The sequence below is a fragment of the Rhizobium centroccidentale genome (assembly GCF_030182565.1).
Taxonomy (GTDB): domain Bacteria; phylum Pseudomonadota; class Alphaproteobacteria; order Rhizobiales; family Rhizobiaceae; genus Rhizobium.
In genome coordinates, this window is the sequence record NZ_JAQJCG010000034.1 from 17,112 (window position 1) to 41,717 (window position 24,606).

At 59.9% G+C, this 24,606-nt stretch carries 18 protein-coding genes; 9 read left to right on the forward strand and 9 right to left on the reverse strand.

Annotated features, from left to right (window positions below):
* Position 1: 1 nt before the first annotated feature.
* From PH562_RS28970 to urtA, 8 genes are all read right to left on the reverse strand, one after another.
* The gene (locus PH562_RS28970; protein WP_285177241.1) at positions 2-3,157 is read right to left on the reverse strand and encodes an efflux RND transporter permease subunit; all 3,156 of its coding nucleotides are present in this window, start codon (positions 3,155-3,157) and stop codon (positions 2-4) included.
* A gap of 9 nt (positions 3,158-3,166) precedes the next feature.
* Complete coding sequence (locus PH562_RS28975) at positions 3,167-4,414, reverse strand: efflux RND transporter periplasmic adaptor subunit (RefSeq protein WP_285177243.1); 1,248 nt, start codon at positions 4,412-4,414, stop codon at positions 3,167-3,169.
* A gap of 880 nt (positions 4,415-5,294) precedes the next feature.
* Positions 5,295-5,495, reverse strand: a complete 201-nt coding sequence (locus PH562_RS28980; RefSeq protein WP_069613983.1) for a hypothetical protein — start codon at positions 5,493-5,495, stop codon at positions 5,295-5,297.
* A gap of 274 nt (positions 5,496-5,769) precedes the next feature.
* On the reverse strand, positions 5,770-6,465 hold the full coding sequence (gene urtE / locus PH562_RS28985; RefSeq protein ID WP_285177246.1) for an urea ABC transporter ATP-binding subunit UrtE: 696 nt from the start codon (positions 6,463-6,465) through the stop codon (positions 5,770-5,772).
* 191 nt (positions 6,466-6,656) lie between these two features.
* A complete protein-coding gene (urtD, locus tag PH562_RS28990) occupies positions 6,657-7,412 on the reverse strand; it encodes an urea ABC transporter ATP-binding protein UrtD (protein WP_034503825.1) in 756 nt (251 codons plus the stop codon).
* Between the two features lie 4 nt (positions 7,413-7,416).
* Positions 7,417-8,577, reverse strand: coding sequence for an urea ABC transporter permease subunit UrtC (gene urtC / locus PH562_RS28995; RefSeq protein WP_285177250.1), 1,161 nt, complete (start codon positions 8,575-8,577; stop codon positions 7,417-7,419).
* Positions 8,574-10,199, reverse strand: a complete 1,626-nt coding sequence (urtB, locus tag PH562_RS29000) for an urea ABC transporter permease subunit UrtB (protein WP_285177252.1) — start codon at positions 10,197-10,199, stop codon at positions 8,574-8,576. Before urtB ends, urtC begins: the two co-directional genes overlap by 4 nt.
* A 67-nt stretch (positions 10,200-10,266) precedes the next feature.
* Positions 10,267-11,556, reverse strand: a complete 1,290-nt coding sequence (urtA, locus tag PH562_RS29005) for an urea ABC transporter substrate-binding protein (RefSeq protein ID WP_285177254.1) — start codon at positions 11,554-11,556, stop codon at positions 10,267-10,269.
* Positions 11,557-11,785: 229 nt separating this feature from the next.
* Here urtA and PH562_RS29010 point away from each other — a divergent pair, with 229 nt between their 5' ends.
* The 3 genes from PH562_RS29010 to PH562_RS29020 all read left to right on the forward strand — a co-directional run bounded on the left by PH562_RS29010 (position 11,786) and on the right by PH562_RS29020 (position 17,112).
* The gene (locus PH562_RS29010; protein ID WP_285177256.1) at positions 11,786-15,175 is read left to right on the forward strand and encodes a hybrid sensor histidine kinase/response regulator; all 3,390 of its coding nucleotides are present in this window, start codon (positions 11,786-11,788) and stop codon (positions 15,173-15,175) included.
* The gene (locus tag PH562_RS29015) at positions 15,168-16,091 is read left to right on the forward strand and encodes a response regulator (RefSeq protein ID WP_113232631.1); all 924 of its coding nucleotides are present in this window, start codon (positions 15,168-15,170) and stop codon (positions 16,089-16,091) included. Before PH562_RS29010 ends, PH562_RS29015 begins: the two co-directional genes overlap by 8 nt.
* Positions 16,092-16,314: 223 nt before the next feature.
* Positions 16,315-17,112, forward strand: a complete 798-nt coding sequence (locus PH562_RS29020; protein WP_285177260.1) for a creatininase family protein — start codon at positions 16,315-16,317, stop codon at positions 17,110-17,112.
* Here the strand turns inward: PH562_RS29020 and PH562_RS29025 are convergent.
* The gene (locus PH562_RS29025) at positions 17,100-18,068 is read right to left on the reverse strand and encodes a LysR family transcriptional regulator (protein WP_285177261.1); all 969 of its coding nucleotides are present in this window, start codon (positions 18,066-18,068) and stop codon (positions 17,100-17,102) included. The two genes, PH562_RS29020 and PH562_RS29025, sit on opposite strands and share 13 nt — an antisense overlap.
* A 184-nt stretch (positions 18,069-18,252) precedes the next feature.
* On the opposite strand from PH562_RS29025, the gene PH562_RS29030 reads away from it, so the two are divergent.
* From PH562_RS29030 to PH562_RS29055, 6 genes are all read left to right on the forward strand, one after another.
* Positions 18,253-19,269, forward strand: a complete 1,017-nt coding sequence (locus PH562_RS29030) for an ABC transporter substrate-binding protein (RefSeq protein ID WP_095438614.1) — start codon at positions 18,253-18,255, stop codon at positions 19,267-19,269.
* 147 nt (positions 19,270-19,416) lie between these two features.
* The gene (locus PH562_RS29035) at positions 19,417-20,241 is read left to right on the forward strand and encodes an ABC transporter ATP-binding protein (protein ID WP_285177265.1); all 825 of its coding nucleotides are present in this window, start codon (positions 19,417-19,419) and stop codon (positions 20,239-20,241) included.
* Entirely contained in the window at positions 20,241-21,107 is an 867-nt protein-coding gene (locus tag PH562_RS29040; RefSeq protein ID WP_285177267.1) for an ABC transporter permease, read from the forward strand. Before PH562_RS29035 ends, PH562_RS29040 begins: the two co-directional genes overlap by 1 nt.
* Positions 21,107-22,420: a cytosine deaminase gene (locus PH562_RS29045; RefSeq protein WP_285177268.1), complete on the forward strand. Its 1,314-nt coding sequence runs from the start codon at positions 21,107-21,109 to the stop codon at positions 22,418-22,420. Before PH562_RS29040 ends, PH562_RS29045 begins: the two co-directional genes overlap by 1 nt.
* Before the next feature lies 1 nt (position 22,421).
* Positions 22,422-23,831 (forward strand): FAD-binding oxidoreductase, encoded by a 1,410-nt coding sequence (locus PH562_RS29050; RefSeq protein WP_285177269.1) that lies wholly within the window; start codon positions 22,422-22,424, stop codon positions 23,829-23,831.
* Positions 23,828-24,409, forward strand: a complete 582-nt coding sequence (locus PH562_RS29055) for an NAD(P)H-dependent oxidoreductase (RefSeq protein ID WP_113232624.1) — start codon at positions 23,828-23,830, stop codon at positions 24,407-24,409. The genes PH562_RS29050 and PH562_RS29055 overlap by 4 nt, the downstream gene beginning before the upstream one ends.
* Positions 24,410-24,606 lie beyond the last annotated feature (197 nt).

Genomic DNA, 24,606 nt, shown 5'->3' on the forward strand with positions numbered 1-24,606 from the left:
GCTACGGCGTATCCGGCGTCGCGGCGGCAACGTCCGGTTCTTGCCCCGTTGCATCGGTCGATCTCTTGCCCTTGAAGACACGGCGGACGGAGACGAAGAGCAGCGGGATGAAGAAGATGCCGAGCACGGTTGCCGAGATCATGCCGCCCATGACACCGATGCCGATCGAGTTCTGGCTGCCGGAACCGGCCCCATTTGCGATCGCCAGCGGCAGCACGCCGAGGATGAAGGCGAATGAGGTCATCAGGATCGGCCTCAGACGTTGCCTTGCCGCCTCGAGCGTCGCATCGATCAGGCCCTTGCCTTTACTCTGCTGCTCGATGGCGAATTCGACGATCAGGATGGCGTTCTTTGCCGCCAGACCGATTGTTGTCAGCAGGCCGACCTTAAAGTAGACGTCGTTCGACTGGCCGAAAATGGTTGCGGCCAGCAACGCGCCGAAGATGCCGATCGGCACCGACAGCATGACGGCGAACGGGATCGACCAGCTCTCATAAAGGGCGGCGAGTGCCAGGAAGACGACCAGGATCGAGATCGCATAGAGCTGGCTTGCCTGGTTGCCCGAGAGCTTTTCCTGGGCAGACAGGCTGGTCCAATCATGACTGAAGCCGGGCGGCAGTGTCGCCATGATCCTATCGATCTCGTTCATGGCGTCGCCCGAGGAGACACCGGGAGCAGCAGCACCCTGAATTTCGACGGCAGAAGCACCATTATAACGCTCCAGGCGCGGCGAACCATAGGTCCAGATACCTGAGGCGAAGGCCGAGAACGGTACCATGTCGCCACTGGAATTGCGCACATACCAGCGATCGAAATCCTCCGGCTGCATGCGGAACTTGCTGTCGGCCTGCACATAGACTCTCTTGACGCGGCCGCGATCGATGAAGTCGTTGACATAGGTGCCGCCCCAGGCGGTCGACAAGGTCCCATTGATATCTGCCAGATCGACATTCAAGGCGCGAGCCTTCTCCTGATCGATATGGATCGAATATTGCGGCGTATCGTCCAATCCGTTCGGGCGCGTGCCGCTCAGCTTCGTGCTCCCCGACGCCGCACCCAAGAACTGGTTGCGGGCGGCGATCAATGCGGTGTGACCTGCGCCGTTGATATCCTTGATGTAGAAGTCGAAGCCGCTGTTATTGCCGAAGCCCGGGATTGCCGGCGGCGCCAGCGCGAAGACATTGCCGTCCTTGATCTTGGAAAAGGCGGCCATCGCGCGTCTGGCGATCGCTTGGGCGGAGGCTTGCGGCGCCCTGCGCTGATCGAAGTCCTTCAGATCTACGAAGGCAACGGCAACGTTCTGGCCCTGACCGCTGAAATTAAAACCGACGCTGCCAAAGACACCGTCGACATAGTCCTTCTCGTTGTTGAGATAATAATTCATGACCTGATCGAGCACTTTGCGGGTGCGTTCAGCGGTCGCGCCGGGGGGCAGCTGAATGCTGGTCAGAAGGCGTCCCTGATCCTCTTCCGGAAGGAAGGAGCTCGGCAAGCGATTGAACAGATAACCGACACCGACGCCGATCAGCACGAAAATGACGAGGAACACGGCACCACGGCGGATCATGCCATGGATGGTGCGCTGATAACCGCGCGTTCCCCGCTCGAAATTGCGATTGAACCAGCCGAACAGGCCGCGCTCACGTATCCCATGCGCCGGCTTCTTGAGAATGGTGGCGCACAGGGCTGGCGTGAGGATAAGAGCGACGACGACGGACAGCACCATCGCCGAGACGATCGTCACCGAAAACTGCCGGTAGATGACGCCGACGGAACCGGAGAAGAAGGCCATCGGGATGAACACGGCCGAAAGCACCGTGGCGATGCCGATCAGTGCGCCGGTGATTTCCTGCATCGACTTGATCGTCGCCTCACGCGGCGACAATCCCTCTTCCTCCATCACGCGCTCGACGTTCTCGACGACGACGATGGCGTCGTCGACCAGAAGGCCGATCGCCAGCACCATGCCGAACATGGTCAATGTGTTGATGGAATAGCCGAACATCGCCAGCACGCCGAAGGTGCCGAGGAGCACGACGGGGACGGCGAGCGTCGGGATCAGCGTGGCGCGCAGATTCTGCAGGAAGACGAACATGACGATGAAGACGAGCACGATGGCTTCGAACAGCGTCTTGACCACGTCCTCGATCGACAGCTTCACGAACGGCGTCGTATCGTAGGGATAGACGATCTCGACATTCGGCGGCAGCGTGCTGCGCAAGCTATCGATCGTCGACTGGACCCTCGCCGCCGTATCGATCGCATTTGCATCGGTCGCCAGACTGATGCCAAGGCCTGCGGCAGGCATGCCGTTATAGACACCCGACGTGACGTAGCTATCGGCGCCCAGCTGCACGGTAGCGACATCGTTGACACGAACCATGGAGCCGTCAGGCAGGCTCTTGAGGATGATGTTCTCGAATTCCTCCGGCGTCTGGAAGCGGCTGCCGGCGGTGACCGTCGCATTGAGCTGCTGGCCGCCAAGCTGCGGCAGGGCACCCAATTGGCCGGACGAGACCTGCACGTTTTGCGCCTGGATGGCGGAGACGACGTCCGATGTCATCAGCTGGTATTTGACAAGCTTGTCCGGATCCACCCAGATGCGCATGGCATAGCGCGCACCGAAGAGCGTGGTGTCGCCGACGCCTGGAACCCGCTTCAAAGTATCGTTGAGGGTGCTGTCAACATAATCGGCTAGATCGGTCGGCATAAGCTTGCGATCCGTCGACACAAACGCCGCAACAAGGAAGAAGCTGCTGGTCGATTTCGAAACGGTGATGCCGGTATTCTGGACAACTTGCGGCAGTTGCGCGGTGACGAGCTGCAGCTTGTTCTGTACCTGCATTTGCGCGACGTCGGGATTGGCCTTGTTGGTGAAGGTCAGCGAAATCGAGGCTTGCCCTGTCGCCGTCGAGGTCGACGCCATATAGTCGAGATTGTCGATACCGGTCATGCCCTGCTCGATGACCTTGGTCACCGAGTTTTCGACCGTTGCGGCGTCGGCGCCGGAATAGGTGGCGGTGATGCGCACCGTCGTCGGTGCGATCTGCGGATATTGCGCGACCGACAGCGTGAGGATCGAAAGTGCGCCCGCCAGCATGATGACGATGGCGATCACCCAGGCAAAGACCGGCCGGTCGATGAAGAAACGAGACATGTTTTACCCTCAATTCGTCGAACCGGTGACGGCGCCCTTGTCCGTGCCGTCGGCCTTGCCCTGCTGGCCGGATTGGGATGTGCCGGCCGCCGATGCCTGTTCAAGATTTCCGCTGGCATCATCGACCGTCACCAGCGCGACGTTCACGTCCTGGCCGTCACGCACACGTTGTATGCCTTCGACAACGACACGATCTCCCTCCTCTACTCCTTTACCTACGAGCCAGCTGTTGCCGATGCTGCGCTGAACGGTCAGCACACGCTGCTGGATTTTGCCATCCGCACTGACGAAGAAAGCGATCGGTTCGCCCTTCGTGTTGCGGGTCACGGCGCGCTGCGGCACGAGGAAGCTGTTTTCGGCAATGCCTTCCTGAATGGTGGCACGAACATACATGCCTGGCAGCAGAATCCGCTGCGGATTGGGGAAGCTGGCGCGGACATTGAGTGTTCCGACCGTCTCGGCTACGGCCGCCTCGGCAAATTCCAGCGTGCCGCTTTCCTTATACTGGGTCCCATCCTCCAAGGTCAGATGGACCGAAACATTGTCGCCACTTGTCTTCAGGCGCCCCTCCTCCACCGCACGTCGGAATCTCAGGAGATTCGTACTCGACTGCGTGACGTCGACATTGATCGGATCGAGCTGGCGAATGGTGGTCAGCGCCGTCGTTTGTTCAGCCGTAACAAGCGCGCCGACCGTGACGGTGGACGCATCGACACGGCCGGAAATCGGCGCCCGGATCTTTGTATAATTAAGGTTGATCCGTGCCGTCTCGAGCGCCGCCTTGGCGGAGGCAACATCGGCCTGTGCCTGTACCAGGGTGGACTTCGCATCGTCGAAATTCTGCTGGCTGACGGCGCTTTGCGCACTCAGACCCGCATAGCGGTCCAGTTTGGCCTGGGCATTCGGCACGGCACCTTCCGCCTTCTGCAAGGCGGCAACTGCACTGTCATAGGATGCCTGGTAAGACGACGGATCGATCTCGTAGAGCACGTCGCCTTCCCGGACCTCACTGCCTTCCTTGAAATTGCGGCTGCGGATGATGCCCCCAACCTGAGGCCGAACCTCGGCGACCAGATTGGCGCTGATGCGACCGGGTAGATCGGCGGTGATGGCGACCGATTGCGGATGCAATGTCATCGCACTGACCTCGGATTTCACGGTTCTGCCGCCATTCTGTGCCGCCGGCTGCTGGTTGCAACCAGCCAAGAATGTGAACACGAATCCTGAAACCACGGCCCGCGTTAGATGTCGTTTCATATATTCCTCGTTGCGTGCGGATCTAAATCTGAAGGGAGGGAAGGAGCGAAAAGGTTGTTTCCCGGGCGGCACGGCTCTGCGCAAACTCGCGACCATCGTCTCCGGAAATCATCGTCAAGTCTGCTCGGATAGGGCATACGGCAGCTTGTCTGGCGCGATCGGGTAGCTTCCCGCCCGTGCTCTGCTTGGGCTGCCAATTGCATTTGCAACTGCTGACGCGATACCGCGCGCTCTTGATCCGTTGAACATGGTGGAGCAGGCAGCGGATGGACCATGGTTCATGTTATTCATCGCTCTCGCTGAATGAACATATTCTCGCGAAGATCCGATCGATCTGCGCAAGAATCGGTACGTGGATCAAACCGATGGATAAGCATGTGAGGACTGATATCAACGATCTCCGCCGTTACGTCTGTATCGGCATTCCATGGAGTAGATGGATAACTCGCAGGCACAGAGCCATCACACCCTCTGATTGAACCGACCTTCTTGTTCGTCGGATTGCTCGATATGAAGCTGATGATCACTGCCTTAAGCCCTATCTAATATGTTCTTACAGCAGGATTACTCTTGGTTTGTCGCATAGCTTTGCCGGAAAATGGTCAAAGTGTGTCAATTGGTCTCGACGTGGCCAATTGCGAAATCATGTCGCGAGATATGGTTTAGATACGATCATCCACTCAATCTTATATATGTGCATCATTACTATGAGTATCGCTATGTACGCATGCGCGCTCATCGGTTGATGAGCCTGTTATTTATCGGTCAGCGCGTAGTTGCAATGAGATTGGAGATCGCTTGCGTATAACCGCTGAACTGCGCTGACACATGCCCGGATTCTACCAGAGAAGAAAGGCTTGTTATAAGTGTTCAGCCGCGCTCATTGCAGTGATGCAGCAGAAGCCGTCTTGCGAATGGTGATTTCGATGCCACCCATGGACCTGCCATCATCAGTCACATCCGGTACACGTATATAAAGGATCTCGGAATAGTTGCGGAACGTACCGCCGATTAGCTCATATATCGCAAGTGCTGTATTTTCCGGAAGCTCTTCGACCGATACACTTTTACGTTGCTGCATGGGATTCTCTTTCAAAGTCGGGGCGCCTTCAAGAGATAGAACAATTGCCAGCACTCTAGCCACGATTTGTCGCAAAGATATCCCAGGAATTCGGGAAACTGTCACAAATGCGTGAGGGCCGCTTCCACGGAACGCATATCATCGTACGAAACAGCCCGTATCGTCCATCTGTAAGAGGGTCTGAGAGACGACACTGTGGCGAACTGCCCACAACGCCTGAAACTGCCGCTAAAGCGTCGGCAATCCGGACTCTGGCTGTGAGGAATGTCCTTGCTCAGACAGTCAGATGGCGCCGGGCCTCTGGCGTATCCAGCGTCTCCGCCAGCCCCTCATGCACGATCTCGCCGCGATCCATGATGTAGACATAGTCGGCAAGTTCCCGGCAGAAATCGAGATATTGTTCGACCAGCAGGATCGCCATGCCGGTGGAATCCCTAAGATAACGGATTGCCCGGCCGATATCCTTGATGATCGACGGCTGGATACCCTCGGTCGGCTCGTCCAGCACCAAGATCTTCGGCCGCGTCACCATCGCCCTGCCGATCGCCAGTTGCTGCTGCTGGCCGCCCGAGAGGTCGCCGCCACGGCGCGACAGCATGGATTTCAGCACGGGGAACAGACTGTAGATGTCATCCGGAATGTTTCGGTCACGGCGGGAAAGCGGCGCATAACCGGTCTCGAGATTTTCCTTCACCGTCAACAGCGGAAAAATCTCGCGTCCCTGCGGCACATAGCCGATGCCCTGCTTGGCGCGCGCGAACGGCGCCATGCCGTTCAGTGTCACGCCGTTGAAGGCAACGGTGCCGGCCGACAAGGCATGCTGCCCGGTGACGGCGCGCAGGAGCGAACTCTTGCCGACACCATTGCGCCCAAGCACACAGGTGATCTTGCCCATCTCGGCCTTGATGGAGATGCCGCGCAGCGCCTGAGCGGCGCCATAATGCAGGTTTGCGTTTTCGACTATCAGCATGGCTTTATCTTCTTTCTTTTCCCTCGAGCCCCCTCACCCTAACCCTCTCCCCGAGGGGAGAGGGGATGACCTCTGTATCCTCGCCAGTATCAGTCATTGGGTAATCGGAGGTGTATCCTCCCCTTCTCCCCTCGGGGAGAAGGTGGCCGACAGGCCGGATGAGGGGACTCTCCCCACCCACAAAAAGCCCACTACCGCCCCAGATAATTCTCGATCACCTTCGGATCGCTGCTGACGAAATCGATCGAGCCTTCCGCCAGAACCGAACCCTCCGCCAAGCATGTCACCTTGACGCCAAGGTCGCGGATGAAGCCCATGTCATGCTCGACCACAACGACTGAACGCGTCTTTGCTATTTCCTTCAAAAGCACGGCGGTTTCCGCCGTCTCGGCATCCGTCATGCCTGCCACCGGTTCATCGACCAAGAGCAGCTTCGGCTCTTGTGCCAGCAGCATGCCGATCTCCAGCCACTGCTTCTGGCCGTGGGAAAGGTTGGCCGCCAACTCGTCGCGCCGATGCGACAGACGTACCGTCTCGAGGATTTCGTCGATGCGATCGCGATCCGCAGGCGTCAAGCGATAGAAGAGCGTCGCGAATACACCGCGATTGCGATTGAGCGCCAGTTCGAGATTGTCCCAGACGGTATGGCTTTCGAAGACGGTCGGCTTCTGGAATTTCCGGCCGATGCCGAGCTGGGCGATATCGGCCTCATCCTTCTTCGTCAGGTCGATCTGGCCGTTGAAGAACACCTCGCCCTCGTCGGGTCGCGTCTTGCCGGTGATGATGTCCATCATCGTGGTCTTGCCGGCCCCGTTCGGGCCGATGATGGCGCGAAGTTCGCCCGGCTCGATGACGATGGACAGCGAGTTCAAAGCCTTGAATCCGTCAAAGGAGACGGAGACATTGTTGAGATAGAGCATGCTGTTGGGTTTGATATCCGGGATCATGGTTCTACTCCGCAGCCTGTACGGACTTGTCGGCTTCATCCTTCGCGGCCTTGGGCGGCGGGCTTGCCGGCCGGCGTGTCTTGCCGAAATAGTGCGCGATGGTGCCAACGATGCCCCTTGGCAGGAATAGCGTCACGGCCACGAAGAGGCCACCAAGCGCGAAGAGCCAAAACTCGGGAAACAGGCCGGTGAAAACAGTCTTGCCGCCGTTGACGAGGATGGCGCCGATGATAGGCCCTATCAGGGTGGCCCGGCCGCCGACGGCCGTCCAGATGACCACTTCGATCGAATTGGCAGGCGCAAATTCTCCGGGATTGATGATGCCGATCTGCGGCACGTAGAGCGCGCCGGCAATACCGGCCATCATGGCCGATACGACGAAAACGAAGAGCTTCATGTGTTCGACGCGATAGCCGAGGAAGCGCGTGCGGCTTTCAGCATCGCGCACGCCCACGAGCACCTTGCCGAACTTCGAACGCACGATGGCCGAAGACAGCATCAATACCAGCGCCAGGAACACGGCCGTGATGGCGAACAGCACGGCACGCGTGCCATCGGCCTGGATGTTGAAGCCGAGAATATCCTTGAAGTCGGTCAGGCCGTTATTGCCGCCGAAGCCCATATCGTTGCGGAAAAAGGCTAGCAGCAGCGCATAAGTCATCGCCTGCGTAATGATCGACAGATAGACGCCGTTAACGCGCGACCGGAAAGCAAACCAACCGAAGACGAAGGCAAGCAGGCCGGGTGCAACGAGGACCATCAGCATGGCGAACCAGAAATGATCAAAACCGTACCAGAACCAGGGTAGCTCCTTCCAGTTCAGGAAGACCATGAAATCGGGCAGGATCGGATTGCCGTAGGTGCTGCGGGAACCGATCTGCCGCATCAGATACATGCCCATCGCATAGCCGCCGAGCGCAAAGAAGGCGCCGTGGCCGAGCGAGAGAATGCCGCAATAGCCCCAGACCAGATCGAGCGCCAAGGCGAGCAGCGCATAGGTCAGATATTTGCCGAACAGCGACATCAAATAGGTCGGCACATGTAGTGCACTTGTTTCCGGCAGAGCCAGGTTCGACAGCGGCACGAGCACCGCCACGGCAAGCAGGATCGCGATGGCGATGCTGATTCGGCGGTCGAGCGAACGGAGAATGAAGGCCGTAATCATGCTTCCACCGCCCTTCCCTTGAGCGCGAAGAGGCCGCGCGGACGTTTCTGGATGAAGAGGATGATAAGGACGAGAACCAGGATCTTGCCGAGCACCGCCCCCGCATAGGGTTCGAGGAATTTGTTGAGAATGCCGAGCGAGAAGGCGCCGACGAGCGTCCCCCAGAGATTGCCGACGCCGCCAAACACCACGACCATGAAACTGTCGATGATGTAGCTCTGGCCGAGGTTTGGCGAGACGTTGTCGATTTGCGAGAGCGCCACACCCGCCATGCCGGCAATGCCGGATCCCAGCGCAAAGGTGAAGGCATCGACCCAGGAGGTGCGAATCCCCATCGAAGACGCCATGCGCCGGTTCTGCGTCACCGCCCGCATTTGCAATCCAAAAGCCGAGCGCTTGAGGAGCAGCAGGAGCGCCACGAAAACACCGAGCGAAAAGACGATGATCCAGAGCCGGTTCCAGGTGACCGAGAGATAGCCGAGGTCGAAGGAACCGGACATCCAGGAGGGGTTGCCAACCTCCTGATTGGTTGGCCCGAAGATCGAGCGCACCGCCTGCTGCAGGATCAGCGAAATGCCCCAGGTGGCGAGCAGCGTTTCGAGCGGCCTCCCATAGAGAAAGCGGATGACGCCGCGCTCGATGACGAGACCGACGGCGCCGGTGACGAGGAAGGCGACCGGCAGGGCAATCGCCAGCGACCAGTCGAAGAGCTCAGGGTAAGAGGTGCGGATGATGCTTTGAACCACGAAAGTCGAGTAGGCGCCGAGCATCACCATCTCGCCATGCGCCATGTTGATGATGCCCATGACGCCGAAGGTAATGGCAAGACCGATGGCGGCCAGAAGCAGCACCGAGCCGAGCGACAGGCCGTACCAGACATTCTGCACCGCATCCCAGAATTTCAACTGCTCTTGGATGCCGGCAATGGCGGCAGCCACATCGGGCTTCAGGCTATCATCGACGGAAACCGACGAGAGAATGCCGATGGCATCCCGCCCGCCTTCGTTCTTGATCGTCTCGATCGCTGCCTTTTTGTCTTCGATCGGGCGGTCCGAGCCAAGCACGGCAACCGCTTTTGCGCGTTCAAGCACACCACGAATGTCCGCGTCCTTCTCGCTCTGTAGCGCCGTCTCGACTGCGTCGAGCGAATCCGCGCTCGGTGCCTTCAGAATGGATTGCGCCGCCTCGAGCCTTGTCGCGCGATCCGGGCTCATCAGCGTCAGACCGCCGAGAGCCGCGCGAACCGCACGGCGCAGATTGTTGTTGATCTTGATCTTGCCGAGATTGTCCTTGGCCTCCTGGCCGACCACCTGGCCGGTCAAGGGATCCACCAGATCCATCATGTCGCCGGAGGATTTGGCGATAAAAACCTGATTGTCGGATTTTCTGATATAGAGATCACCGTCGGAAAAGGCCTGCAATGCCGGCACGACCTTGGGATCACCTGACTTCGCCAAGCTCTGGACGATATCCCCGGCCTTCTGGAAATTGGCCTGGCCGAGGGAATTGATGAGGCCGTGGGCCTCTTCCTGGGCGCGCAGGCTTGTCGCCGTCAGCGCCAGCATCAGGCAGAAGCCGGCGACCAGCGCCAGGGCGATGCGGTAAACGAATTTGTCGAACATTGCGCTAGTCCCCTCAAGCTGCCGCGGCCAGAAAATCCTGCCCGCGGCGATCTTGCGTCGGCTGATATCAGGAGCCCTTGCCGCCGCACTTGCCGGTGGTGACGTTGAAGTTGCCGCAGTTCATCGGCATACGCCAATCCGAGATCAGGTCCTTGCTGTCAGCCAGGTAGTCGGACCATTCCTTGCCGACCACGGCGGGGGTCTGCGAAACGACGTCGAACTGGCCGTTTTCCTGCACTTCGCCGATCAGGACCGGTTTAGTGATGTAATGGTTCGGCATCATGGTGGCGTAGCCACCCGTCAGGTTCGGCACCGAGACGCCGACAAGCGCGTCGATCACCTTATCCGGATCGGTCGTGCCGGCCTTTTCGACCGCCTTCACCCACATGTTGAAGCCGATATAGGCGGCTTCCATCGGGTCGTTGGTCACACGCTTGTCGTTCTTGGTGTAGGCATGCCACTCCTTGATGAAGGCGGCATTGGCTGGGGTATCGACCGACTGGAAGTAGTTCCAGGCAGCGAGATGGCCGACAAGCGGCTTGGTGTCGACGCCGGCAAGCTCTTCTTCGCCGACAGAGAAGGCGACGACCGGGATATCCTCGGCCTTCACACCCTGGTTGCCCAGTTCCTTGTAGAAGGGAACGTTGGCATCGCCGTTGATGGTGGAGACGACGGCGGTCTTCTTGCCGGCCGCGCCGAAAGCCTTGATCTTGGAGACTTCCGTCTGCCAGTCGGAGAAGCCGAACGGCGTATAGTTGATGATGATGTCTTCGTCCTTGACGCCCTTGGACTTCAGATAGGCTTCGAGGATCTTGTTGGTCGTGCGCGGATAGACATAGTCGGTGCCTTCAAGCACCCAGCGCTGCACGCCTTCGTTCTTCATCAGGTAGTCGACGGCAGGAATTGCCTGCTGGTTCGGGGCAGCGCCGGTGTAGAAGACGTTACGCTCGGACTCTTCGCCTTCGAACTGCACCGGATAGAACAGGATCGAATTCAGTTCCTTGAAGACGGGCAGCACCGACTTGCGCGACACGGAAGTCCAGCAACCGAATACGGCGGAGACCTTGTCTTTCTGGATCAGCTCGCGGGCCTTTTCGGCAAAGAGCGGCCAGTCGGAGGCCGGATCGACAACGACGGGCTCGAGCTTCTTGCCGAGAACGCCGCCTTTCTTGTTCTGCTCGTCGATGAGCATCAGCATGGCATCCTTCAGCGTCGTTTCCGAAATCGCCATGGTGCCGGACAGCGAATGCAGGACGCCGACCTTGATGGTGTCGTCGGCCGCGAAGGCGCCGTGGAATGCTGTGGTGGACATGATGGCGCCGAGCAGCGCGCCGGAGACGAGAGTCTTGAATTTCATCCGTGGTTCCCCTCTTTTGTCTGCCGCAACGGCCGGTAAACAAGGATTAACCGTTGCCTTCCGCGACTATCCGGCGCTCCTTCTGGAAACCACATACGTAAAATGACGTAGGCGCCGGGGCGAAATGTGCAGTTTTCGGCACTCTCATGCCCTTAAGCACCACCTCGATCCATGTTACGACATCTCTGAACTGCCGGAGTGACGATGGCGGGACTGCTGAAGGGTAAGCATGGCTGCGCGGCAACGCATCATTCCAGTAAGACGCGAATATAACCGCTGGGTCGCGAACCAGACGCTGGAAGACTATGCCCTGCGTTTCACCGCCAAGAGCGCCCGCCAGTTTTCCTCGCAACGCATCTCGCAAACCGCGATCGGCGCCATTTCCTTTCTGGCGCTGGAGGCGATCGGCGGCACGATAACGCTCTCCTATGGCACCACCAACGCCTTCTACGCCATCATCGTCGCAAGCCTCGCTATGCTCGCCGTCGGCCTGCCGATCAGCCGCTATGCCATCCGCCACGGCGTCGACATCGATCTTCTGACGCGCGGCGCGAGCTTCGGCTATATCGGCTCGACCATCACCTCGCTCATCTATGCCAGCTTCACCTTCATGCTGTTTGCGATCGAAGCCTCGATCATGTCCGGCGCACTGGAATTGACGCTGGGCATACCCGTTTGGATCGGTTACATCATCAGCGCCCTTATGGTGATCCCGCTCGTCACCCATGGTGTCCGTCTTATCAGCCGATTTCAGCTGCTGACGCAGCCCTTCTGGATCGTTCTCAACATCCTGCCCTTCGTCTTCATCGCCTTTGCCGACTGGGAAAAATTCGATCTCTGGCGGGCCTTTGCCGGTATCCATCATCCCGCAAGCGCACCGGGTACCGCCGCTCCCTTCGACCTGGTGGAGTTCGGCGCCGCTTCCGCCGTCATCCTGGCGCTAATGTCGCAGATCGGCGAGCAGGCCGACTTCCTGCGCTTCCTACCGCCGGAAGGTCACCGCAAATGGCGTCATCGCCTGGCGATCTTCCTCGCCGGACCGGGATGGGTCATCATCGGGGCGCCGAAGCTGCTGGCCGGTTCATTTCTGGTCGTCCTGACGCTGACGTCAGGCGTGCCGGCCGACCGCGCCGCCGATCCCGCGCAGATGTATCTGACCGCCTTCGGCTACATGATCCCCTGGCACAATGCGGCGTTGCTGTTGATGGCCGCCTTCGTGATGATTTCGCAGCTGAAGATCAACGTCATGAACGCCTATGCCGGCTCGCTCGCATGGTCGAACTTCTTTTCGCGGCTGACGCACAGCCATCCGGGCCGCGTCATCTGGCTGGTCTTCAACGTCGCCATCGCGCTCCTGTTGATGGAACTCGGCATCTACCGGCTGCTGGAGGAGACGCTCGGCATCTTCTCGATCATTGCTATGGCCTGGCTCTGCACCGTCTCCGCCGATCTCTTCATCAACAAGCCGCTCGGGCTGGCTCCTCCTGGCATCGAGTTCAAACGCGCGCATCTCTACGACATCAATCCGGTCGGCCTCGGCGCCATGGCGCTTTCGGCAACCATTGCCCTCATCGCGCATTTCGGCGCCTTCGGTTCGATTGCCGCATCGCTTGCGCCCTATATCACCCTGATCGTCGCGCTCATCGCTTCGCCTGCCATCGCCTGGGCCACCAAGGGCAAATACTACCTCGCCCGCAAGCCGCGCCAGAGCTGGAAGAATCTAAGCACCATCACCTGTTCGGTCTGCGAACACCCCTTCGAGCCGGAGGACATGGCATGGTGTCCGGCCTATGCCGCGCCGATCTGCTCGCTCTGCTGTTCACTCGACAGCCGCTGCCATGACATGTGCAAGCCGAAGGCTCGGCTCAATACGCAGGTTGGCACGGTCGCAAAGACCTTGCTGCCGGAAAGTATCGTCGCCAAGCTCGCTACGCGCCTCGGTCGCTACGGCATTGCCGTCGCCGTGGCGCTGACCGCCATGGGCGCTATTCTAGCAATGATCGCGCATCAGGTGGGCGCAGCCTCTCCCGAGACCGCCGCGGTGGTCGACCGCACGATCCTCATCGTCTTCTTCGTCTTTGCCGTCATCGCCGGCGTCGCGTGCTGGTTCTATGTGCTTGCCCATGACAGCCGCGTTGTCGCCGAAGAGGAATCCTCGCGTCAGAACACGCTGCTCTTGAAGGAAATTGCCGCCCACAAGAAGACGGATGCCGCTCTGCAGGGCGCCAAGGAGGCGGCGGAGGCGGCAAACCGCGCCAAGAGCCGCTACGTGGTCGGCCTCAGCCACGAATTGCGCACGCCGCTCAATGCCGTGCTCGGCTATGCGCAAATTCTGGAGCGCGACGAGACCATTCCGGCACCCCGGCAATCCTCCCTCAAAGTCATCCGGCGCAGCGCCGAGCATCTGTCGGGTCTGATCGACGGGCTGCTGGATATTTCGAAGATCGAGGCCGGCCGTCTGCAGGTCTATTCCAACGAGATCAACATCCACGATTTCCTCGACCAGATCGTCGACATGTTCCAGCCTCAGGCGCAGGCCAAAGGGTTAAGCTTCATCCATGAACGTTCCGCCGCACTGCCCGACTATGTCCGCACCGACGAGAAACGGCTGCGGCAGATCCTCGTCAATCTGCTTTCAAATGCCATCAAGTTTACCGATGCAGGCACCGTCCGCTTCGAGGTGGGCTACAGAAACCAGGTCGCGACCTTCACCGTTTCCGACACCGGCCGCGGCATTGCGGCGAAAGATATCACGCGTATCTACGAGCCCTTCCAGCGCGGCGAGGCCGACAGCGTCAGGCCCATGCCGGGGCTTGGCCTTGGTCTCACAATCACCCAGCTGCTGACGAATACGCTCGGCGGCGAGATTTCTGTCACAAGCGAAAAAGACGTCGGCTCGACCTTTCGGGTGCGTCTGATGCTGTCGGCCGTGATCCGGCCGATGAAACCACCGGCGCAGGAACAGCGTATCATCGGCTACGAGGGGCCGCGGCGCACCGTCGTCGTCGTCGACGACAATGAGGATCACCGCGAACTGATGCGCGAGATCCTGTCGCCGCTCGATTTCATCGTGCTCACCGCTGCCGGCGGGCCGGACTGCCTGACGCTGATCGAGGGCATCAAGCCGGATCTGTTCCTTGTCGATATCTCGATGCCCGGCATGAACGGCTGGCAGCTCGTTTCACGGCTCAGGGAAAACGGCCAGACGGCGCCTATCCTCATGCTGTCGGCCAATATCGGTGATGCAGCCGCAGCGACGGACAGTGACGACAGCCATAACGACGCCATCTCGAAGCCGGTCGACATCCGCCAGCTTCGCGACAAACTCGCGCTGCATCTCGGGCTGAAATGGCTCTACGCCGATGCCTCCATCCCGGTCGCGCCGAAGCCGCCACCGCCCCTGAAAAGCCCCGGTATCGAGCATGTCCGCGAATTGCTGCGGCTTGGCGAGATCGGTTATGTCAGGGGTATCGAGGCAAAGCTTGCGGATCTTGCCAAGCTTGAAGAAAACAAACCCTTCACCGATGCCTTGCGTGCGCATGTCCAAGCTTTCGATCTCGATGGTTTTCTAAACGTGCTACGCAGCTTCGACATCGAAAAGGTAGAACAGATTGGCTGAGCCCGCCCTTCCCCGCGATATAGTCTTGCTGGTGGATGATTCACCGGAGGCGCTCGGCTTCCTGACGGATGCGCTCGAGCAATCCGGCTTCTCCGTGCTGATCGCGACCTCGGGCTCGGCGGCGCTCAACATCGTCGAGCGCATCACGCCCGATCTCATCCTGCTCGATGCCGTCATGCCGGCAATGGATGGTTTCGAGACCTGCCGCCGGCTGAAAGCCAATGCAGGCATTGCCCAGATTCCCGTCGTCTTCATGACCGGGCTCACCGAAACCGAACATGTGGTGCATGCGCTCGAATCGGGCGGCGTGGATTATCTGACCAAGCCGATCAATGTCGACGAGCTGCGTGCCCGCATCCGCGTTCACCTGCGCAATGCCCGCTCCGCCCAGAGCGCCAGGGTGGCGCTCGACGCTGCGGGACGCCATCTCCTCGCCGTGAAGGGCAACGGCGCCATCCATTGGTCTACCCCGCAGGCAACCCGCCTGATCAACGCCGCCACCGGCAGCGACGACGGCCTCGAACTGGCATCCCAACACATCGCCGCCTTCATGCTCGAGCGCGAACGGCTCGGCCCGGCACGCGACAATCTTCTTTCCATCAGCAATGGCCGTCAGGCCGCGTTGCAATTCACCTTCCTCGGCGCCATCGGCGCCGACGAATATCTCTTCCGCCTGACGGCGAGCAATCAGAGCGCCGATGACGAGACCTTGCGTCAGAGCTTTGCGTTGACGCAGCGCGAATCCGAGGTGCTGCTATGGCTTGCCAAGGGCAAGTCGAACCGCGACATCGGCGAGATCCTCGGCCTTTCGGCCCGCACGGTGAACAAGCATCTGGAACAAATCTATGTGAAGCTCGGTGTCGAGAACCGCGCATCTGCGGCAGTGAAGGCCGCGCATGTCCTGCATCGGCCGTGAGGTCAATCCTCATCTGCAACGCACAGGTGGAGGAATTTCGTAATGATGGAGCAATCAAGAGGCCATCCGAGTTTCGGACCTGATCGGTCCTCGATTGGCAAATGCCGCTGTCGTTCCAGGCGTACGCAAAAAGGCAGCGGCACGGGCGCAAATTGATGCTTTCCACCGTTACCATCCTTGCCGTATCCGTTGAGTGACCAGGCGCTGACGAGAGGACATGGCAATGACGAAGCCCTTCTATTGGAATGAACTCAACACCTATGATTTCGCCGGTCTCTCGCCCGATACCACCATCGCGATCCTGCCGATCGCCTCAACGGAGCAACACGGTCCACATCTGCCGATTGCCACGGATGTCGCGATCGCCGAGGGCATGCTGGCCGAGTTGAAGGTCCAGCGTCCGGACGATCTCGATTTCCTGGTCCTGCCGCTGCAGGAGATCGGCAAGGCCAACGAACACGTCTACGGCCCCGGCACGCTGTCGCTGAGCGCAGAGTTGCTGATCCCGGTCTGGACCGCAATCGGCGCGAAGGTCGCTGAAGCAGGCATCCGCAAGATGGTGATCGTCAACTCTCATGGCGGCAATGTCGATATCATGAGCATCGTCGCGCGCGAACTGCGCGTGCGTTACCAGATGGCCGTCGTCGCCACGCAGTGGACCCGCTTCGGTACGCCTGACGGTATGATCGACGAGCACGAGCAGCGCTTTGGCATCCATGGCGGCGACGTCGAGACCTCGCTCATGCTGCATTTCCGGCCTGATCTGGTCCGGATGCAAAAGGCTGAGAATTTCGCCTCCAAGGCGGAATGGATGAAGGAACATTCCAAGTATCTGCAGCCCTTGCCGCCGCATTCGCTCGCCTGGATCGCGCATGATCTCAATCCGAACGGTGTGGTCGGCAATGCGGCCAATGGCACGGCGGAAAAGGGCGCACTCATCTGCCGCCACGAGATCGCAGGCTTCATCGAGATGCTGCGGGATCTGCGCGACTACCCGCTTGCCAACCTCTATTCGAAATAGGCGTCCGCGCGGCGTCGTTCGGAGGGCGGGATGATATGTCCCTTCGCCTGCAGCTCCTCGACGATCCCGGCTAATTCAGCAAGCAGGTATTCGACGAAAAGGCTGGTGGCGGCGTCGAGCGGTGCTCGCGCGCGGGCGATGAGTTTCATCGGTTGAGGCCGCGAATGCGGCTCGGCGATCGGCCGGAAGACCAGCTCTCCTCGGCGACACTCCGTCAGCACATCGAGCGGATTGAGCAATGTCAGCCCTGCTCCGCATTTTACCAGCTGCTTCAACATTTCCGACGCATTGCTCTCCAGCACCGGCTCGACCTGCACGGAAAGGCGCGAAAGCATCAGATTGATGACCTCGCGCAGGCTGGTACCGGGCTGCGCAAGCAATAGCCGCTCCTCCACGACATCGGCAAGATTGATGGGACCAGGCCCGATCAGCGGATGGCCGGGCGGCAGAACGACGCCGATCGGTATGTCGAAATTGGCAAGGGAGCGAATGCCCGGCATGGCCGGAATGTTGAAGCCAAGTCCGAGATCAACTTCCCCCGAGACGACCGGCGCCATCGTCGTCGATCCGGCATCATTGCGCAGCTGGACGAAGACCCTGGGATGCTCGGAAAGAAAGCGCGCGATGATCTCGGGCAGCGGACCTGACGCCAGGCCGACGGTGGCGACGATACGAACCTTGCCCGCTTGCTGCATCTTGAGACTGCGAATGCGGCCCTCCAGCCGCTCGTAATTCTTCAGAACCTCACGAATGTGCTCGATACAGAGCTCGCCGGCCGCCGTCAGTCTGAGCCCGCGAGGCAGCCGTTCGAAAAGCGGCGCGCCCATTTCCTCCTCCAGCGCCAGGATCTGCCGGTTGATCGCCGATGAGGCCACATTGAGCCGTGCCGCCGCCTTGCGGATCGAGCCGCAGCGGGCGATTTCATTGATATAGAGAAGCCGTCGCGAGTGCAGCATGCATGTCCCCATTGCTTAATTTTTGCCCAGACCGCACAATTTAGGCACAGACCCGGGAACAGATGCCGAAAAGGCATCAATGCGCACGAATTTTGATGCTTTTCAAAGAGCAACGCAACCGCTCAAATGCAGGAAATGGGCGCCAACCACGACGTCCCATGGCAGATAAGGGGAACAGTCAGCCATGTATAAAGCCTTGAAGACAAAAACATTCTTTGCCGCCATGGGGCTTGCCGCCGCGATCATGGCCGCTGAGCCTGCAAATGCGCTCGACAAAGTCAGCTATGGCACGAACTGGCTTGCGCAAGCCGAGCATGGCGGTTTCTACCAAGCGGTCGCCGACGGCACCTACAAGAAATACGGCCTTGATGTCACGATCGTCCAGGGCGGCCCCAACGCGGCCAATTCGGCCTTACTGATCTCCGGCAAGCTGGATTTCTACATGGGCGGCCCGCAGCAGGAGATCGATGCGGTCAAGCAGGGCATTCCGATCGTGGATGTCGCGGCCATCTTTCAGAAGGACCCGCAGGTGCTGATCGCCCATCCGGATGCCGGCGTGGAAAAATTCGAGGATCTGGCGAAGCTGCCGACGCTCTTCCTGAGTAAGGATGGCTATATCACCTATTTCGAGTGGATGAAGGCGAATTTCCCGGGCTTCAAGGACGAACAGTTCAAACCCTATAACTTCAGTCCCGCACCCTTCCTCGCCGACAAGCAGTCCGCGCAGCAGGGTTATGTCACCTCCGAGCCCTATGAGATCGAGAAACAGGCGGGCTGGAAGCCGAAGGTCTTCCTGATCGCGGATGCCGGCTACTCGCCCTATTCGACGATGATCACCGCGCAGAAGGCGCTGGTCGACAAGAACCCGGATCTCGTGCAACGCTTCGTCAATGCCTCGATCGAGGGCTGGTACAACTACCTCTACGGCGACAACAAGGCGGCCAACGAACTGATCAAGAAAGACAATCCCGATATGACGGATGGTCAGATCGCCTATTCCATCGCCAAGATGAAGGAATATGGCATCGTGGAATCCGGCGATGCACTCGACAAGGGCATCGGCTGCATCACCGAAGCTCACTACAAGAAGTTCTTCGACGAGATGGTGCAGATCAAGCTCTTCGATGCCGACATCGACTACAAGAAAGCCTTCGACACGCAGTTTGTCTGCAAGGGCATCGGCATGTCGCTGAAGAAGTAAGCCTAGGCACCTCCCCCTTGAGGGGGGAGGTCGCCGCAAAGCGGCGGGTGGGGGTGATAGCCTGAGATAGCAACAAATCACCCCGCCCCGGAGCTTCGCTCCGACCCTCCCCCTCAAAGGGAGGGTGGATCAACAAAGAGCTAAACCATGCCAGTGTCCGAAGCTACCAAATCCACTCAAACCGAGACACGCAAGCGGCCGCTCGTCGTCATGGAACAGGTCTCCAAGGTCTTCTCCAACGGCACGCTGGCGCTGTCCGGCATGTCGCTCCATGTGGAAAGTGGCGAGTTCATCAGCCTGCTCGGCCCGTCCGGTTGCGGCAAGTCGACGGCCTTGCGGATCATTGCAGGCTTGGGCGGTGCCTCCAGCGGCAGGATCGATTGGCCCAGTTCGCGCATCAACGCCAAGGGTCTGCCGGAGGGCGATATCAGCTTCGTTTTCCAGGAGCCGACACTGCTTCCCTGGAAGACCGTGTTCGGCAATGTCCATCTGCCGCTGAAGCTGCGGGGCGTGTCGAAAGCGGCGGCGCACGATCAGATCATGGAGACGCTGGCAACCGTCGGCCTTCAGGATTTTGCGCAAGCCTATCCCCGCGAATTGTCGGGCGGGATGAAGATGCGGGTTTCGATCGCCCGCGCTTTGGTGACGAAGCCAAAGCTGCTGTTGATGGACGAGCCCTTTGCGGCCCTCGACGAAATCACGCGCCAGAAGCTGAATGACGACGTTTTGCGCCTCTGGCAGACAACGGGGATTACCGTCATTTTCGTCACGCATTCCGTTTATGAATCCGCCTATCTCTCCAATCGCATCGTCGTCATGAAGGCTCGGCCGGGCCGCGTCCACACCGACTTTCCATTGGAAACCAGCGGCGAGCGCGATCCTCTTTATCGTTCATCGGAGGAATATCGGCAGGTGTGCGAAAAAGTATCCCGTTCCCTGATCGAGGCCATCGGCTGGCCGGAGGCCCATTGATGAGCGACAGCACCAGCCTGCCCGCCACTCTTTCCATTGAATCGGCCAATGCGCCAGCAGCCCCCGCAGCCAGGAAGCGCAGTATCGAACGCGCGCTCGGCATCTTCGTGCCCATCCTGACCGTCCTTGCGCTTCTTGTCCTCTGGCAGCTTCTGGTCGTCGGCACCGGCATTCCGCAATATATTCTGCCAAGCCCGATCGCCGTCGCCAAGGCGCTCGTTTCCGACTGGGGCATCTTGTGGCCGGCTCTGTGGGTGACGACTGAGATCACCTTCATATCGCTGATCCTGGCGCTGATCGGCGGGGTCGGCTTTGCGATCTTCCTCGTGCAGTCCCGCTGGATCGAACTCGCCTTCTATCCGCTGGCCGTCATCTTGCAGGTGACGCCGATCGTGGCGATCGCGCCGCTGATCCTGATCTATGCGCCGACACGCGAAGCAGCGCTCTTAATTTGCGGCTTCCTCGTCGCCTTCTTTCCGATCCTCTCCAACATGGTGCAGGGATTGAAGAGCGTCGACCATAACCTGCTCAACCTTTTCGATCTCTACGGCGCCTCGCGCTGGCAGGCCTTGCTGCATCTGAAACTGCCGGCAGCCCAGCCTTATTTCATGACAGGCTTGAGGATCGGCGGCGGCCTGTCGCTGATCGCATCGGTGGTCGCGGAATTCGCAGCCGGCTCCGGCGGTCCGAACTCAGGTCTGGCATTCCGCCTGCTGGAGGCACAATATCGCCAGAACATGCCGCGGCTCTTCGCAGCCCTGCTTCTCCTGTCTGCGCTCGGCGTCGCCATCTTCGCCTTTACCTCCTTCATCTCATGGCTGAGCCTGCATCGCTGGCATGAGAGCAGCCTCAAGCGGGAGAACTAATGACCCACGCCTTCATGTCGCCGCCGAATGCCGCCCGCTTCGTGCTGAGCAATGCCACCGTTCCCGCTGTGACGCTTTCCGGCTCCAAGACGCCTGGCAACGAGGGTCTCGTCCAGGCCGATATCGTCGTCACCGACGGTCTCGTCAGCGGCATTCTCGCGCCTGGCACCGCGCCAGTGGAATATGCCAAGGTCGATATGAAGGAAGGCATGGTCTGGCCGACTTTCGCCGACATGCACACCCATCTCGACAAGGGGCACATCTGGGAACGGCGGCCGAACCCGGACGGCAGTTTCATGGGCGCGCTCGATGCCGTGCGCACCGACCGCGAGGCCAACTGGTCGGCCAACGACGTGCGCAAGCGCATGGAGTTTTCACTGCGCTCGGCCTACGCCCATGGCACAGGCCTGATCCGGACCCATCTGGATTCACTAGCTCCGCAGCACCGCATTTCCTTCGAGGTCTTCACCTCGGTCCGCGAGGCCTGGAAGGACAAGATCGCGCTGCAGGCCGTCGCCCTCTTCCCGCTCGACAGCATGGTCGACGATGCCTTCTTTGCCGATCTGCTCCGCGTCGTTCGAGACGCCGGCGGCCTCATGGGCGGCGTCACACAAATGAACCCGGACATCGACGCGCAACTGGACAAACTGATCCGCGCTGCTGCCGACAATGGCCTCGACATTGATCTGCATGTCGACGAGACCGAGGACAGGCAGGTGCTGACGCTGAAGGCGATCGCCGAGGCCGTGCTTCGCAACGGCTTTACCGGCAAGGTGACCGCGGGCCACTGCTGCTCGCTTGCCCGACAGGACGAGAATATTGCCCACGCCACCATCGATCTCGTCGCCAAGGCCGGGATCTCCGTCGTCTCGCTGCCAATGTGCAACATGTATCTGCAGGACCGCCATGCCGGGCGCACACCGCGCTGGCGCGGCGTAACCCTTTTGCACGAGCTTGCCGCAGCCGGCGTGCCAACCGCCGTCGCCTCTGACAATACCCGCGACCCCTTCTACGCCTATGGCGATCTCGATCCGGTCGAGGTGTTCCGTGAGGCCGTGCGCATCCTGCATCTCGACCATCCGCTGGATACGGCCGCAAGGGTCGTCACCACCTCGCCCGCGGAGATACTTGGCCGCCCGGATATCGGGCGGATCGCCGTCGGCAACCCCGCCGACCTCGTGCTTTTCAGCGCCCGACGCTGGAGCGAATTCCTTTCCCGTCCGCAGTCCGATCGCGTCGTCCTTCGCAAGGGCAAGGTGATCGATCGCAGCCTGCCGGATTATCGTGAACTCGACAGCGTCATTGGAGCCTGACATGCCGGATTATCAGCGCATCAAGAAAGAACTCGAAGGCATTGCCGTCGAAGACAATCCGGCGCTCGTGCGCCAGAAAAGCCGGGACTTCTATTGGTATTCGCCGATCCTCAAGGCCCAGCTCGACAATGTCACGGCCGATCTCGTCGTCACCCCGAAAACCGAGGAAGAGGTGATCCGCACGTTGAAGGTCGCCTATGCGCACGACGTTCCCGTCACGCCGCGCGGCGCCGGCACCGGCAATTACGGCCAGGCCATGCCGCTTTCCGGCGGCATCGTGCTCAATCTCGCCGCCATGAACAGGATCAAAGAGATCCATCCCGGCCGCGTTATCTGCGAGCCTGGCATCGTCATTGCCGAGCTCGATCGCCAGACCAAGGCCCATTCGGGCCAGGAGCTGCGCTTCCACCCCTCGACCGCACAGACCGCGACGATCGGCGGCTTCATCGCCGGCGGGTCGGGCGGTGTCGGCTCGATCACCTGGGGTGGCCTGCGCGATCTCGGCAATATCCTGCGGCTGCGCGTCGTGACGATGGAGGCGGAGCCCCGCACGCTTGATCTAACCGGCTGGGACCTGACCAAGGTCAGCCATGCCTATGGCACCAATGGCATCATTACCGAGATCGAGATGCCGCTGGCGCCGGCCTATGACTGGATCGACGTGCTGGTCGGCTATGACGACTTCATGGATGCAGTGCGCTTTTCGGACGCGCTCGCCAAATGCAACGGCATTCTGGTCAAGGAAATCGCGCCGATCGCCGCCCCCATCCCGCAAGACTATTTTACTCGCCACAAGCCCTACATCCGTCAGGGGCAATCGATCGTGGCGCTGATGATCGCGCCACACTCGATGGATCCTTTCGTCGCCTTCACCATGCAGCAGAAGGGCGAAATCACCTTCCGCTCCGACAAGGTCGAAAGCATGAAGGGCATTCCGCATGCCTATGAGCTCGCCTGGAACCACACGACGCTGCGCGCCATCAAGGTCGATCCGTCGATCACATATCTGCAGGTGCAGTATCCGGGGCCGGACCATGTCGCCAAGGTCCGGAAGATGGTCGAAATCTTCGGTGACGAGGTGCCCGGCCATCTCGAATTCATCAAGTTCGACGGGCAGATCCAATGCTCCGGACTGCCACTTGTGCGCTATACCTCCGAGGCGCGGCTCGAGGAGATCATTAGGATTCATCAGGATCACGGCTGCCCGATCTTCAATCCACACCGCTATACGCTGGAGGAGGGCGGCATGAAGCAGACGGATGCCGTTCAGCTTGCCTTCAAGAAGGAAACCGATCCGAAGGGTCTACTCAATCCGGGCAAGATGATCGCCTGGGACGACCCGAATTTCGATTTCAAATCCGGCAAGAACTACCTCTTCCCCGGCCTTGCCGCGCTGATGGAGGCCTCATGAAGGTTCTCGTCCTTCATTCCCATCCGGTCGAGGAAAGTTTTGGCGGCGCGCTGCATCGCCAGACCATCCAGAGCCTGAAGCGTGCGGGACATGAAGTCGACGATTGCAACCTCTATGCCGAGGGCTTCGATCCCGTGCTCTCGCGCCATGACCGGCTGATCTATCACGACTATCCCGAAAATACCGAGGCGCTGAAGCCCTATGTCGAACGGTTGGAACGCACCGAGGCTCTCGTGATCGTCACTCCGGTCTGGAACTTCGGCTTTCCGGCCATTCTCAAGGGCTATTTCGATCGGGTCTGGCTCCCCGGCGTTTCCTTCGAACTCGTCGATGGCAAAGTGCGCTCAAAGCTGCAGCATATCCGCAAGCTCGGCGCGGTTTTGACCTATGGCGCCGATCCATTTCGCGCCTTCATCGCCGGCAATCCGCCGAAGAAGATCGTCAAGCGCGTGCTGCGCGCCCAGATCAAGCCTTTCGCCCCGGTCGTCTTCCTCGCCCATTACGACATGAACCGCTCGACGGAAGGTTCCCGCAGCCAATTTCTGACGAAGGTCGGCCGCGAGATGGAGCGATTTTGAGCCGACCTCAAGGTCGCGTAATCACGGATGATCGATCCGTCTGTCATTGATGCCCGCCTAAAAGCGCGTCGCGATCTTTCAGATTCGCTTCTTACGCTTTAGGAGACCTGTGCGCGGGTAGGCTTTCTGCTTGAATTTGCTGTATTTCCTCGGATGGGAAGCGTATCGCAGGCGTCGGCATACGCGGCTTGGAACAC